The organism is Salinisphaera sp. (assembly GCF_035690525.1).
Lineage (GTDB): Bacteria > Pseudomonadota > Gammaproteobacteria > Nevskiales > Salinisphaeraceae > Salinisphaera.
The window spans coordinates 1-13,171 of record NZ_DASSKM010000053.1; the positions used below are offsets into that span (position 1 = coordinate 1).

Genomic DNA, 13,171 nt, shown 5'->3' on the forward strand with positions numbered 1-13,171 from the left:
TCAACGCCTCGCCAAATCCAGGCCGGCGCATGTCCGGCCTGGATTTGACAAGGCTTCGCGGCTTGACGCCGCGGCGGCCCGCTTGCGCGGTCCGCTTTATTAAGCCGATGGTCGTTCATCTATTTTGATGCCGGCTTAATAATGCAACGGCCTTGATCAACGCAGGTTGACCGCGGTCTGCAGGATCTGGTCCTGGGTCTTGATGGTCTGGGCGTTGGCTTGGTAGGTGCGCTGCGACACGATCATGTCGACCAGCTCCTGCGACAGATTGACGTTGGATGCTTCCAGCGTGCCGCCGCGCAGATCGCCGAACTGCCCACTGCCGGCCGTGCCCAGCGCCGGCTGGCCGGACACGGCGGTTTCGATCCAGGCGTTGCCGCTAACCGGCTGCAGGCCGTTTTCGTTGCGGAAGCTCGCCAGCGCGATCTGGGCCAGGTTCAACGTCTGGCCGTTGTCGTAGCTGCCGGTGACCATGCCGTTGTCCTGAATGGTGATGCCGGTCAGCGCGCCCGAGGCATAGCCGTCCTGGGACGGGTTGCCGGCCGAGAACGACTGCGCGGTCTGGGTCGAGCCGGCGAAATCGAAGTCGAAAGTGATCGGCGCGGAACCGTTTTGGGCGTTGAGCGTGTAGGCGACCTGGGAATTGCTGAGATTATCGGGCTTATTCGCCGTGGTCGCGGTTACGAGATTACCCGAGCTGTCGAAATTCAGCGTGGTTTCGGGCAGGCCCTGGGTATAGCTGACGCTGCCGCCGGTGAACGTGCCGTCGCCGTCATCGTCGCTCGCCCCGGTGACGCGGGCGGTATAGGTGGTACCGTTCGCGGTGTAGGTGTATGTGCCGCTGGCGGCCTGGTTCGGCATATTGCCGTCGGCATCGGCGAAGTCGGCCAGATTCAGACTGAAGCCGCCGTTGGGCGGGGTCTCGCCGAGCGAAGTGGCCACGTTGGCCTCCGAGCCCAGCGGCATCTCGCCATTGACCTGCCACTGATTTTCGCCGGTCTTGGTGAAATACATATTCACGCTATGGGCGTTGCCGAGCGAGTCGTAGACCGTGTTGGGGGTCGACCAATCGTAAGTGCTCGCGTCGTTGACATTGAAGTCATTACCCGACTTGATCGAGGAACCGGCGTCCAGTGCGGCGGCCAGCGACGCCTGCCGAGTCGCCCGCGCGCTCAATCCTTCAGCCGGCAGTTGGATCACCTGCGGCGTGCCGCCGGCGTTGACCGTCGCGGCCGCGTTCGGATCGTTGAAGTTGGAGACGTTATAGCCGGTTAGCAGCGCGCCGCTGCTGTTGGCCAGGGTGCCGCTCTTGGTCTGCTGGAACTGGCCGTCGCGCGAGTACTCGGTGACGCCGTTGTCTGCCAGGCGGAAGAAGCCGCCGCCGTCGATCGCCACATCCAGATCGCGGCCGGTGTTGTTCAACGAGCCGGTGGAAAAATCCTGCGTCGTGCCGGCCACCGATACGCCCAGGCCGGTGCGCGCGCTGGCATAGATATCGGCGAACTGCGTGCTCGCCGACTTATAACCGATGGTCTGCGAATTGGCGATATTGTTGCCGATGTTGTCGAGATCGGCCGCGGCGGCCTTCAGGCCGCTGACTCCCTGTGTAAAACCCATTTCTCCACCCCTCGTAGTATGACTCGGACCGCTTTAGTATCCGGCGCGTCCGTGGTTTTCAATGGCGCGAACAACGGCCGTTTCGGACCGCTTTTCACGCCGGATTTATAAAATTCCTTTACAAAATTTGATAAACGTTGTCCAAATCGACCAGACCGCCCGGCCCGAGATCGAGCTGCGGCCCTGAACCGCCGGCGACCACGCCGTCGACATAGCCGGTGGTCAGGACCCGCGCATCGATGCTGTTGCCCTCGGCATCGGTGGCCGAGATATTGACCTGGTATTTGCCGGCATCGACCTGAACATCGCTGGCGTCGTGGCCGTCCCAGGCGAACGACTGCACGCCGGCGGGCTGATTTTTGTATTCGGACTTGTGCACCACGTTGCCGGCATCGTCGGTGATCGTGATGCTCATCTTGGCGGCATCCGCCGGCAAGTCGACGCCGAACGGGGTGGCGGTGCCGTCGTCGCCGACTTTCACCGCGCGGCCGGGCACCAGCACCTTGTGTCCGATAAGCGCGCTGGCCGCCAGTTGTTGCGAGGTGTCGATCTGGCCGGTGATCTGACTCAACGTGGCGTTGAGATCGTTGATCCCGGCCACCGTGTTGATCTGTGCGATCTGCGAGGTGATCTGCGAATTGTCGGTCGGATTGAGCGGGCTCTGATTCTTCATCTGCGCGACCAGCAGGGTCAGAAAACGCTCGCTCAACTGCTGGGTTCGGCCGACGGCCGCGCCCGAGTTCTGGGCATTGGCCTGAACTTTGGCCTGAACTTTGGCCTGGGCGGAAACGGAATTCGAGGAAGCGGTTACCATGACCTAAAGTCTCTTATTCGCCGAGCGTCAGCGTGCGCAACGCTAGATTCTTGGCGGTGTTGAGCACGTTGATGTTCGCTTCATAGGAACGCGCCGCCGAGATCATGTTGACCATCTCGTCGGTCGGATTGACGTTGGGCATCTTCACGTAGCCCTGGTCATCGGCCAGCGGGCTGTCCGGGCGGTATTCCCGACGAAACGGCGCCGGATTCTCGGTCACGCCCGTGACCGCCACGCCGCCGATCTCGGAGCCCGGCGCGGCGAGCAGCTGAAACTGAACTTCCTTGCCGCGATACGGCTGGCCGTCCGGCCCGGCCACGCTGTTGGCATTGGCCATGTTGCTGGCGGCGACGTTCATCCGCGCGGACTGCGCGGTCAGCGCCGAACCGGCGATGCCGAAAATGCTGTTGACTGCCATGTAATCCCCCTTCGGTGGCTGGTCGATTGGCCGATGCGATCAGCGCGGCGGCTCCATCGCCGACTTCAGGCCCTTGATCTGGCTGCCGAGAATCTGCAGGTCGGCGCGGTAGTGCACCGCGTTGTCCATGAACTGGACGCGCTCGACGTTCATGTCGACCGTGTTGCCGTCCAGGCTCGGCTGCATCGGGTTGCGATAGGCGAGATCGATGCCGCCGGCGGCCGGCGATGCCGGGCCGCGCCCGGCGATATGCCCGGGCTCGGTGGTCGCCAGCGGCAGACCGCCCTGGAGACCACCCTGGGTCGCCGCGTGCTGGCCATCGACCGCGGCGTGCAGCGCCGAAGCGAAATCGAAATCGCGTGCCTTGTAGCCCGGCGTGTCGCTGTTGGCGATATTCGAGGCCAGAACCTTCTGGCGCTCGGCGCGCAGGTTCAGCGCCTGGCTGTAGAAATTCAGCGACTCGGTGAGACGGTCGATCATCGCGTGCCCCTCATGCGTACGACGGGGTTTACTGTAAGTGCTCCCGCCGCGTGTCAATCGCGCGATAAGCCCCCCGGTTTGCGCGCTAATTCGGCAATGGCCGCCCCGGCGCAACGCCCTAGACTCCCGTCATGTCGATCAAACGTGGTAACGCACACGCGCGAACGGGCGCCGGGCTTGCGGCCCTGGTCCTGGGCCTGTGCGTCTGTTTAACCGCCCAGGCAGGCGGCGACGCGCTATCGGCGCAGGTGCGGGATTTTCTGCGCGCGGAAAACGCCGGCGTCGGCGATCACATCAGCGTGACCGTGAACACGCCCACCACGCGCATGCCGGCCTGCCACGATCCGCGGCCTTTTCTGCCCGGACGCGCGCCCCGCACGACCGGCCGGATCACCGTGGGCGTGCGCTGCCCGGGCGATTCACCCGCGACGCGCTACCTGCAGGCCGACGTGCGCGTCTACGGGCGCTATTATGTGGCCAATCACGACATCAACTCGGGCGAAACCCTGACCGCGGGCGATCTGGATGCGCGCGCGGGTGACATCACCCGCAATCTCGATCGCCTGCCCGGCGGCGAGAACGCCATCGTCGGCCAGCAGGCCCGTCGGCGGATCAGCGAGTCGCAGACCATCGTGTCGAATATGCTCGAAGCCCCCGACGTGATCTCGCGCGGCGAAAGCGTGAAGGTCGTCTCCAAGGGCCCGGGCTTTTCGATCAGCACGCACGGCGAGGCGCTGGACAACGCCGCCGCGGGCGGCCACGTTCGCGTACGCACTTCGAACGGCACGGTCGTCTCGGGCACGCCGAACGGGCCCGGCGTAGTCCTCGTTTCGCCTTGAGAGGGTGCCTACAAAACTACTGCGCTTGCCATTTCGGCCCCGTCCGGCGCTCAAAATGCTCACGTATTATTTATACGCTGCGCTTTCTACACTCCGGGCGTGTCCAAACTGGCGGCGCTCGCTACGTTTTGTAAACACCCTCTGAGCGACATCGATTCGAGCTTGGATCAGGGCCTGTTGCCGTTTCATACGGCCCCGCGTTGCGACCCCAAATCGTGTCAGCCAAGACGCAGAGCGCCGGCCGCAGTCATTCTGCGGTCAAGCTCTGCAACGCCGGATGGCGCGATTTGGGGCCGCAACCCGAAGGGCCGGGGCCATTTTGGCGCAATCCTGCGTTGCAGCGCGCTACGGTAGAATGACTACCGTACGCCCGCTGCGCCTTGTCTTGCGACAAAATGGCCGCCGGCGCGGCGTCGTATGAAGCGGCAACAGGCCCTAAAGTCTCGTTCCACGCAGCCGTTATCATCACCAGTCACATACCGACTGGCCTTGCGGCCGAGGAAACCGCCGTGCCCATAGACCCGACTCGCAACAACAGTATTCATCGCGTTAGCACCGGTCAGAGTACCGAATCGACCTCGAGCGTTCGGCGCCCGGATGCCGCGCGCTCCGGACAACCGGCCGCCGGCGCCGAATCGACCCGGCTGAGCCGGCTCGACACGAGCGATGCCAGCCAGGACATCGATACCGTACGCGTCGCCGAGATCCGTCAAGGCATCGCCGACGGTACGCTGACCTTCGATACCGGGCGCATCGCCGACGGCATCATCGCCAGCGCGCGCGAACTCGCCGGCGACAGCGATTAATCAAATATCTTTCGACCGCGCGGTCGACCAAAGAGGAGAGCTAACGTCTCTCCCCTTTGGAAACCCTATTATTAAGGTGCCCGCGGTAAGCCGCGGGGTATTGGTGAATTAAATGAACGACGCCGCCGCATACGCCGATCATCTGGCCCGTCAGGACGCGGCCGTGCAGGCTTTCGTGGATGTACTGCTGCGCGAACGCGACGTGCTGGCCACGCATCCGGTAGCGCATGCCGCCCTGGCCGAGGTTACCGAGGCCAAGGCGCAGCATGCCGAAGCGCTGGAGGTGCTGGAGCGCGAACGGCGCGCGCTGGCCGACGCCGCGCGCGCCGGTTCCGGCGCAACCGATGCCGAACTCGCCCAAACGCTGGGCTGCGGCGAACTCTGGGCCCGCTTCAGCGCGCGCATCGCCCAGGCGCGCAATCAAAACGCCATCAACGGCGTGGCGATCGATACCCGGCTCTCGCATACCGAGGCACGGCTGAACTTTCTGCGCCGCAACGCCTCGACCTCGCTCTACGCCGCCGACGGCCAGCACCGTTCGGTACCCGGCACGGGCCGGCTGCGCGGCGGCGCCTGAACGCCGCCGGCACCCTAATACCAACCTGCAAAAGCAATGGCCTACCGGTCAAAACAGTCCGCAAATAACGCAAATGCACGCAAATAAGACATGCGTATGCGCTTTTCTCGCTTTCATTCGCGTTTATTGGCGTTCATTTGCGGACGAATTCTGGCTTCATGAAGATTGATATAATCTATTCGAAATCCACCACCAGTTGAACGTGCCCGCCGCGCAGCACCGGTGTAACGCGCCCGGTGCCCGGCATCCGCAGCACGAGACGAAACGGCGTGGTTACGGGCAACCCGGCAAAAGCATCGGACCAGCCCCGCGCGCGCGTCGCATCGACGCAGCGTCCGGCCGCGCACAGGCGGGCCATTCTGTGCGGATCGCCCGGCCGATTATAGCCGTAGCGCCAGTGCACGCGCGTGATGCCGTGCCCGGCGGTGGGCGTGGTCGGCCGCGGCGCGAGTTTTGGTGAAACATAGCGCCGCCCGCGCTGCCGGACGACCGGCAGCGATGCATCCGCCACCCAACTGCCGGCCGCCGCCGCCTCGACCGCCACACCGACCAGCCCCAAGGCCAAAACATGGGCCAAGACGAGGGCCGAGACAGGCGCCGCGCCGCGTCTCATCCGTTCTGTCCGATCAGCCGCGCCACGCGCAGCTGGCGGTCGTCGGGAATTTCGCTCTGCGAAAGCACCACCAGCGAATCGATGCTGCGGCGCAGAAACCGCGCCAGCAGCGGCCGCAGATCATGTTTGACCACCAGCACCGGGGATAGCCCGCGATCGGCCTGCGCACGCGCGGCTTGCTGAGCTTGCTCGATCAACGTTTGGGCCAGACCGGGCTCCATCCCGCCGCCGTTGGCCAGCGCCTGCGTCAGCATCTGTTCGAGCCGGCCGTCGAGCCCGATCACATCGATCTGCTTGGCCGCCCCGAACCAGGATTCGACGATCGCCGCGCCCAGCGCTACGCGTACCGCGGCGGTCAGTTCTTCGCTGTCGGTGGTATGCGCGCCGTGCACGGCCAGGGTGTCTAGAATCCGGCGCATGTCGCGGATCGATACCTGTTCGGACAGCAGATTGCCGAGGATCGCGGTCAGCGTGGCCAGCGTGATCGGCTGGGGCACGATTTCGTCGACCAGATCCGGATAATCCTTTTTCACCCGCTCTAGCAACTGGCTCACCTCGGTGCGGCCGAGCATGGACGCGGCATGGGTGGTCAGCAGATGGTTGATATGGGTGGCGATCACGGTGGCGGCATCGACGACCGTGTAGCCGCGTGCCTCGGCGTCGTCGCGCTTGCTCGCCTCGATCCAGGTCGCCGGCAGACCGAACGCCGGGTCCTGGCCGGCGCGGCCCTCGACCGTGCCGACCGCACCGCCCGGATCGATGGCGAGATACTGGCCGATAAAGGCCTCGCCGCGCCCGATCTCGACACCGTTGAGCGTTACCCGATAGTCGTGCGGCGGAAACTCGAGGTTGTCGCGGATATGCACCACCGGCGGCAGGAAACCCATCTCGCCGGCGAATTTCTTGCGCACGCCCTTGATCCGGCGCAACAGTTCGCCGTCCTGGGCGGCATCCACCAGCCCGATCAGGCGATAACCCACTTCCAGGCCGAGCGGATCGATGAGTTGGACATCGTCCCAGCTCGCCTCCTCGGGCTCGGCGCTGACCCGTTCGACCGGCGCGGCGCCGGCCGTCTCGACCTCGCGCGCGGCGGCCTCGCGATACAGCCACCAGCCCAGTCCGCCGAGTATGGCGGTGAACAACAGAAACACCGCGTTGGGCATGCCCGGCACCAGCCCGAGCAGGCCGAGCACGCCGGCGGCCAGAAACATGACCTTGGGATTGTCGAACAACTGGCCGATAAGCTGCTGGCCGACGTCCTGCTCGCTGGCCACGCGCGAGACCGTGACGCCGGCCGCGGTGGAGATGACCAGTGCCGGCACCTGCGCGACCAGACCGTCGCCGATGGTGAGGATGGTATAAGTCTTGGCCGCGTCGGACATGCTCATGCCGTGCTGGGCGATGCCCACGATCAGCCCGCCGATCAGATTGATGCCCATGATCAGGATGCCGGCGATCGCGTCGCCGCGCACGAATTTGCTGGCGCCGTCCATCGAACCGTAGAAATCCGCCTCCATGGCGGTTTCCTCGCGCCGGTTGCGCGCGGTCTCTTCGTTGATCAGGCCGGCATTGAGATCGGCGTCGATCGCCATCTGCTTGCCGGGCAGCGCGTCCAGCGTGAAACGCGCGCCGACCTCGGCGATACGCCCGGCGCCCTTGGTGATCACCATGAAGTTGATCACGATCAAAATCAGGAACACGATCAGCCCCACCGCCAGATTGCCGCCGACCAGGAATTCACCGAACGACTCGATCACTTGGCCGGCCGCGCCCGTGCCTTCGTGGCCGTGCATCAGCACCACCCGGGTCGAGGCCACGTTGAGCGACAGCCGCAACAGCGTGGCGAACAGCAGCACCGCCGGGAACGCCGCGAAATCCAGCGGCTTGGTGGTGAACATGGAGACCAGCAGCACCATCACCGACAGCGCGATGTTGAACGTGAACAGCACATCCAGCACGAACGGCGGCAGCGGCAGGATCATCATCGCCATGATCATGAGGATCAGCAGCGGGCCGGCCAGCATCTTGTAGTGGCCGGCGTGATCCAGCCCGGTACGGCCGAGCCAGGCGGTCAGCGTATTCATGTCGTCGTATCCTGTTGCGCGGGCACCGCCAGTTCCGACGGCACCTCGATATCGCGCGGTGTCTTAGGTGCGGCGGCCCCGTCGCGGCGCGCCCGGTCGAGTTGATAGACCCAGGCCAGCACTTCGGCCACCGCGGTGTACAGCGCGGCGGGAATCTCGGCGTTCAGATCGGCATGACGATACAGCGCGCGGGCCAGCGGCGGCGCGGCGAGCCGCGGCACGCGATGCTCGGCGGCCAGCTCGCGGATACGGGCGGCGACCTCGCCCGCGCCCTTGGCCACGACCCGGGGCGCGGCCATGCGCTCGCCCTCGTAGGCCAGCGCGACCGCATAATGGCTGGGATTGGTAACCACCACGTCGGCCTCGGGCACGGCCGCCATCATGCGGCTACGGGCCATGCGCTGCTGTTGCTCGCGGATGCGCGCCTTGATCTGCGGATCGCCCTCGTTCTCCTTGTGCTCGTCCTTGATCTCCTTACGGCTCATGCGCAGCTTTTTGTGGTGGCTCCAGATTTGGAACGGCACGTCGATCGCCACCACGACCACAAACACCAGCACCATCAGCGCACAGCAAAAGAACACCAGCCGCAGGGCATGCGCCACGGCCTGGTGGATGCCCTCACCGGCCAGGCCGAGCAGTTCGCCGATATGGGCGTAGATAAAACCGGCGGCCACCGAGCCGATCAACACCGACTTGGCGATCGCCTTGACCAACTCGGCGGCCGCATTGGCGGAAAACACGCGGCCGAGCCCCTTGATCGCGTTGAGCCGGTTCACGTCGAGCTTCAGCGACTTGGACGAGATCAGCAGGCCGCCCAGCAGATTGGGCGCGACCAGCGCCATCGCCAACAGCACGACGAATAGCGGCGCGATCCCGCCGGCCACCGTAAACACCTGACCGACAATATGCGACATCATCCGGGACGAGTCGTGGGCGACCCCGGGGTCGAAGCCGAAACCGGTCCGCCCGACCGTGAGCACCGCATCCACGAACCAGCCCGAAGTCAGCCACAAGCTGGCGATAGCGGTGGCCAGCAACAGGAATGTGGTCAGCTCGCGCGAACGCGCGACCTGCCCTTCCTCGCGCGCCTTTTCCAGGCGTTGCGGGGTCGGGTCTTCGGTTTTTTCCTCGTCGCTATCCTCGGCCATCGCCCGGTGCCCCCGTTGACCCAGGCGATTATGCGGAGCTTGCCGCCACGGGCAGGCACCGAATTACGCGCGCTAATGCCCGCTTATCGACCGATACGGGGCGCCGCCGGCTCTTAGAACCCCAATTCCTCGAGCAGATCGTCCACCTGGGCCTGGTCGGTAACCACATCGGGCTTGCCGGCGGCATTGATCTGCGGCCCGTTGAGCAACGCACCCTCGCCCTCGGCCTCGCGCCGCTCGCGATAATCGGCCGCCTCGGGCATGTGCGCGACCAGCACTTCGACCAGTTGGCTCTCGATCCGCCGGATCACGCCGATCAGCTTGCCCACGACCTGGCCGGTCAAATCCTGAAAGTCCTGCGCCATCATGATCTCGTGCAACTGCGCATTCGTCGCGCGGGTGTGCTCGGGCAGCTCGCCGAGATATGCGCGCGTATCGGCGACCAGCGCGCGCGCGTCGGCCAGATCGAGGGGCGAGTCGAACCACGTGTCCCAACGCGCGGATAGCGACTGTGCATCGCGGGCCAGGCGTTCCTGCAATGGCTGGGCCACTTCGATCGCCGACAGCGCCCGCTCGGCCGCGGCCTCGGTCGTTTCTGCGATAAAGGTCAGACGATCGCGTGCGTCGGGAATGGCCTCGGCCGCTTTTTCGACTTCCTTGTCCAGACCCAGCTCGCGCATGCTTTCGTGCAGTGCCCGTGTCAGCTGACCGATGCGGTCGATGAGTTCGCCGCTATTGTCCGGGCCCGCGCCCGGGCTTTGATGTTTGCTCATGGCTTCCCCTTGGCGCCGTTGTCTACATGCCGAGCTTTTCGAAGATTTTGTTCATCTTCTCTTCGAGCGTAGCCGCCGTAAACGGCTTGACCACGTAGCCGCTGGCCCCGGCCTGGGCGGCGGCGACGATATTCTCCTTCTTCGCCTCGGCGGTCACCATCAGCACCGGCAGATGCTTGAGCCCATCATCGGACCGAATCTTCTTGAGCATGTCCAAGCCGTTGAGATTGGGCATGTTCCAGTCTGAAATCACGAACTGGATCTGACCGCCCGCCAGCTTGTTCAGCGCCTCGGCCCCATCCTCGGCTTCCTCGATGTTCTGGTAGCCCAATTCCTTGAGCAGGTTGCGCACGATGCGCCGCATGGTCGAAAAATCGTCGACCACCAGGAATTGCAGATCGGCATCGGCCATGAATATCTCCTTCGAATAAGCGGTTGTTCGTCGTTAGGACCGGCAGGGCTCAAATCCGCATGGCGCTGCCGGATTCGGCCACCAATGCCAATGCCTTCGCCCCGATTTCGTCGAGCGGCAGCTGGTAAGTCGCGCCGCCCCGGTCCACGGCCTCGGCCGGCATGCCGTAAACCACCGATGTGGCCCGGTCCTGGGCGATGGTCGCCGCCCCGGCGGCGCGCATGGCGACCATGCCGTCGGCGCCGTCCGCGCCCATTCCGGTGAGCAGCACACCCACGGCGTTGGCGCCGGCGCTCGCCGCAACCGAATGGAACAGCACGTCCACCGACGGCCGATGCCGATTGACCGGCGGGCTGGCTTCCAACGCGATGGTGTAATTGGCGCCGCTGCGCGCCAGCCGCATGTGCGTCTCACCGCCCGGCGCGAGATAGGCGTGACCGGGCAGCACGCGCTCGCCGTGGCACCCTTCGGCGACGGCGAGCGCGCACAGCGAATCCAGCCGCCGGGCAAACGAAGTCGTGAATCCGGCCGGCATGTGTTGGGTGATCAAAATGGCCGGCGCGTTGGCCGGCATCGGTTCGAGAAGCCGGCGCAGCGCCTCGGTGCCGCCGGTGGAAGCACCGACCGCGATCAGCTTCTCGCTGGAAATCGCGGGCGCGCTCAAGCGCGCGACCGCGCCGGATGAGCGCGCCCGCGGGCGGGCGCGCGCGGCCACGCGTAGCTTGCAGATGATGTCGGCGGCCGAGCCGGCCAGCCCGTCGCGGATATTGACCTTGGGTTTGGCTACGAAATCCACCGCCCCCAATTCCAGCGCGGCAAGCGTGATCTGGGAGCCGCGCTCGGTCAGCGACGAGACCATCACGACCGGCATCGGCCGCAACCGCATGAGCTTTTCCAGGAAATCCAGGCCATCCATGCGCGGCATCTCGACATCGAGCGTGAGCACGTCCGGGTCGTGCCGCTTGATCAACTCGCGCGCGATATAGGGATCGGGCGCGGTCGCGACCATTTCCATATCCGGGGTGGCATCAACAATAGCGGTAAGCAACTGGCGCATCAGCGCCGAGTCGTCGACCGCCAGCACCTTGATCGGCGCGTTCATGCTAAACCGCCCGCCACCACCGGCGCGCCCGGTGTAACGGTTGCGGCCAGTCGGCGCTCGCGCTCGGCCAGCGCGGATTCGACCACACGCAGGCGCCGCACGCGCGCCCGTCCGGTGCCGGCGGCGTACTGGAGTTGGCGCGGCCAGCCGCCGCCCAGATCCTCGGCCACGATCGGAATACGCCGGCGCGCGAGATCATCATGCACGAAGGCCGCGTTCGCCTCGCCGATGCGGGCGATCCGCATATCGGCCAGCACGTTGGCGCCGCCGAAGACCTTGGCCTCGAGCCGCTCACGGCGCGCGCCATGGGCGAGCAGCGCCTCGATCAGCCGGTTCATCGCATAGCCGCCGTACGTCATGCTCTGGCCGCGCCAAGTCTCGGCGCCGGCCAGTTCCGGCAACATGAAATGGTTCATCCCGGCGACGCCGGCCGCCGCGTCACGCAGGCAGGCCGCCACGCAGGAACCCAGCACCGTGGTCAGCAAGAAGGGCTGATCGGTGACGTAGTATTCCTTGGGCAGGATCTTGATGTGCACTTCGCCATGCATATCGACATAGCGACGGCTGGCGAACGCTGGATCGGCGCACCACCGGGCCGCGGCGACCACCGCGCTCATCTCCGGCCTCCGCGAAGCTGATAGACGGTCTGGCTGCGCAGCACGAAGGGATTGTCGAAATAGCTGAAGTTCTCGGAGTGGCCGGCGAACAATAGCCCGTCGGGCTTGATCAGCCCGGCAAAGCGATGCAGCACCCGCTGCTGGGTGGTCTTGTCGAAATATATCATCAGGTTGCGACAGAAGATGGCGTCGAATGGACCGTCGACCGGCCAACGCTCGGCCGCCAGGTTGAGCGGCGCGAAGCGCACCCGCGAACGCAAGGCCGGCGCCACGCGCGCCAATCCGGCGCGCGCGCCGGTGCCGCGGAGAAAGAACTGCTTGCGCCGAGCCTCGCTGAGCTTTTCGACCGCCGCCAGGGGATAGATGGCGGCGCGGGCGTCGGTCAAGGCCCGGGTATCGATATCGGTGGCCACGATTTCGGCGCGTTCGGCGGCGGGCCCCAGCGCTTCGGCCAGGGTGATGGCGATCGACCAGGGCTCCTCGCCGGTCGATGCGGCGCAGCACCAGACCGAGATCGGCCCGGGGCGGTGGGCCACATGCTCGGCCAGCAGCGGAAAATGATGGCTCTCACGGAAGAACGAGGTGAGATTGGTGGTCAACGCGTTGGTGAAATGCTCCCACTCGGGATGCGCCGCGTCGGCCTCCAGTGGATCGAGATAATCGGCGAAACGTCGCACGCCGGCCAGCCGCACGCGTTTGGCGAGCCGGCTGTAGGCCATCTCGCGCTTGCGTTCGGACAACGCGATTCCGGCGCGTTCGCCGATCAGGCGCCGCAGCCGCGCAAAGTCGGCATCTTCGAAAACCAGATCCCGCACCGGCGGTGCCATGATCACGGGTTCGCAAGGTTCGAGAATGGCTGACACGCCTTCGG

General features: G+C 65.3%; 15 protein-coding genes. 3 read left to right on the forward strand and 12 right to left on the reverse strand.

The annotated features are described in order from the left end of the window. Nucleotides 1–156 precede the first annotated feature (156 nt). The 4 genes from VFJ08_RS04000 to flgB form a co-directional block, all read right to left on the reverse strand. Nucleotides 157–1,617 (reverse strand): flagellar hook protein FlgE, encoded by a 1,461-nt coding sequence (locus VFJ08_RS04000; RefSeq protein WP_324995413.1) that lies wholly within the window; start codon nt 1,615–1,617, stop codon nt 157–159. Between the two features lie 118 nt (nt 1,618–1,735). After that, on the reverse strand, nt 1,736–2,431 hold the full coding sequence (locus tag VFJ08_RS04005; protein ID WP_324995415.1) for a flagellar hook assembly protein FlgD: 696 nt from the start codon (nt 2,429–2,431) through the stop codon (nt 1,736–1,738). A 13-nt stretch (nt 2,432–2,444) separates the two neighbouring features. Then, nucleotides 2,445–2,849 carry a flagellar basal body rod protein FlgC gene (gene flgC / locus VFJ08_RS04010; protein ID WP_324995417.1) on the reverse strand — a complete coding sequence of 135 codons (405 nt, stop codon included), beginning with the start codon at nt 2,847–2,849 and terminating at the stop codon, nt 2,445–2,447. A 39-nt stretch (nt 2,850–2,888) separates the two neighbouring features. After that, complete coding sequence (flgB, locus tag VFJ08_RS04015; RefSeq protein WP_324995419.1) at nt 2,889–3,329, reverse strand: flagellar basal body rod protein FlgB; 441 nt, start codon at nt 3,327–3,329, stop codon at nt 2,889–2,891. A 131-nt stretch (nt 3,330–3,460) separates the two neighbouring features. On the opposite strand from flgB, the gene flgA reads away from it, so the two are divergent. The 3 genes from flgA (at nt 3,461) to VFJ08_RS04030 (ending at nt 5,551) form a co-directional block, all read left to right on the forward strand. Further along, a complete protein-coding gene (flgA, locus tag VFJ08_RS04020) occupies nt 3,461–4,168 on the forward strand; it encodes a flagellar basal body P-ring formation chaperone FlgA (protein WP_324995421.1) in 708 nt (235 codons plus the stop codon). A gap of 509 nt (nt 4,169–4,677) precedes the next feature. Beyond that, nucleotides 4,678–4,974 carry a flagellar biosynthesis anti-sigma factor FlgM gene (gene flgM, locus VFJ08_RS04025; protein WP_324995423.1) on the forward strand — a complete coding sequence of 99 codons (297 nt, stop codon included), beginning with the start codon at nt 4,678–4,680 and terminating at the stop codon, nt 4,972–4,974. Nucleotides 4,975–5,086: 112 nt separating this feature from the next. Beyond that, nucleotides 5,087–5,551, forward strand: a complete 465-nt coding sequence (locus tag VFJ08_RS04030) for a flagellar protein FlgN (protein WP_324995425.1) — start codon at nt 5,087–5,089, stop codon at nt 5,549–5,551. A gap of 175 nt (nt 5,552–5,726) precedes the next feature. Here VFJ08_RS04030 and VFJ08_RS04035 read toward each other — a convergent pair whose 3' ends face one another. The 8 genes from VFJ08_RS04035 to VFJ08_RS04070 form a co-directional block, all read right to left on the reverse strand. After that, nucleotides 5,727–6,128 carry a flagellar protein FlhE gene (locus VFJ08_RS04035; RefSeq protein ID WP_324995427.1) on the reverse strand — a complete coding sequence of 134 codons (402 nt, stop codon included), beginning with the start codon at nt 6,126–6,128 and terminating at the stop codon, nt 5,727–5,729. 32 nt (nt 6,129–6,160) lie between these two features. Further along, the gene (gene flhA, locus VFJ08_RS04040) at nt 6,161–8,248 is read right to left on the reverse strand and encodes a flagellar biosynthesis protein FlhA (RefSeq protein ID WP_324995429.1); all 2,088 of its coding nucleotides are present in this window, start codon (nt 8,246–8,248) and stop codon (nt 6,161–6,163) included. Continuing rightward, the gene (gene flhB, locus VFJ08_RS04045; RefSeq protein WP_324995431.1) at nt 8,245–9,396 is read right to left on the reverse strand and encodes a flagellar biosynthesis protein FlhB; all 1,152 of its coding nucleotides are present in this window, start codon (nt 9,394–9,396) and stop codon (nt 8,245–8,247) included. The genes flhA and flhB overlap by 4 nt, the downstream gene beginning before the upstream one ends. 113 nt (nt 9,397–9,509) lie before the next feature. Next, nucleotides 9,510–10,169 (reverse strand): protein phosphatase CheZ, encoded by a 660-nt coding sequence (gene cheZ / locus VFJ08_RS04050; RefSeq protein ID WP_324995433.1) that lies wholly within the window; start codon nt 10,167–10,169, stop codon nt 9,510–9,512. A gap of 22 nt (nt 10,170–10,191) precedes the next feature. Then, nucleotides 10,192–10,581 carry a chemotaxis response regulator CheY gene (gene cheY / locus VFJ08_RS04055; protein ID WP_324995435.1) on the reverse strand — a complete coding sequence of 130 codons (390 nt, stop codon included), beginning with the start codon at nt 10,579–10,581 and terminating at the stop codon, nt 10,192–10,194. Between the two features lie 49 nt (nt 10,582–10,630). Next, on the reverse strand, nt 10,631–11,683 hold the full coding sequence (locus VFJ08_RS04060) for a chemotaxis response regulator protein-glutamate methylesterase (protein ID WP_324995437.1): 1,053 nt from the start codon (nt 11,681–11,683) through the stop codon (nt 10,631–10,633). Continuing rightward, nucleotides 11,680–12,300: a chemotaxis protein CheD gene (locus VFJ08_RS04065; RefSeq protein ID WP_324995439.1), complete on the reverse strand. Its 621-nt coding sequence runs from the start codon at nt 12,298–12,300 to the stop codon at nt 11,680–11,682. The genes VFJ08_RS04060 and VFJ08_RS04065 overlap by 4 nt, the downstream gene beginning before the upstream one ends. After that, the gene (locus VFJ08_RS04070; RefSeq protein WP_349256949.1) at nt 12,297–13,127 is read right to left on the reverse strand and encodes a CheR family methyltransferase; all 831 of its coding nucleotides are present in this window, start codon (nt 13,125–13,127) and stop codon (nt 12,297–12,299) included. Before VFJ08_RS04070 ends, VFJ08_RS04065 begins: the two co-directional genes overlap by 4 nt. Nucleotides 13,128–13,171: the final 44 nt, after the last annotated feature.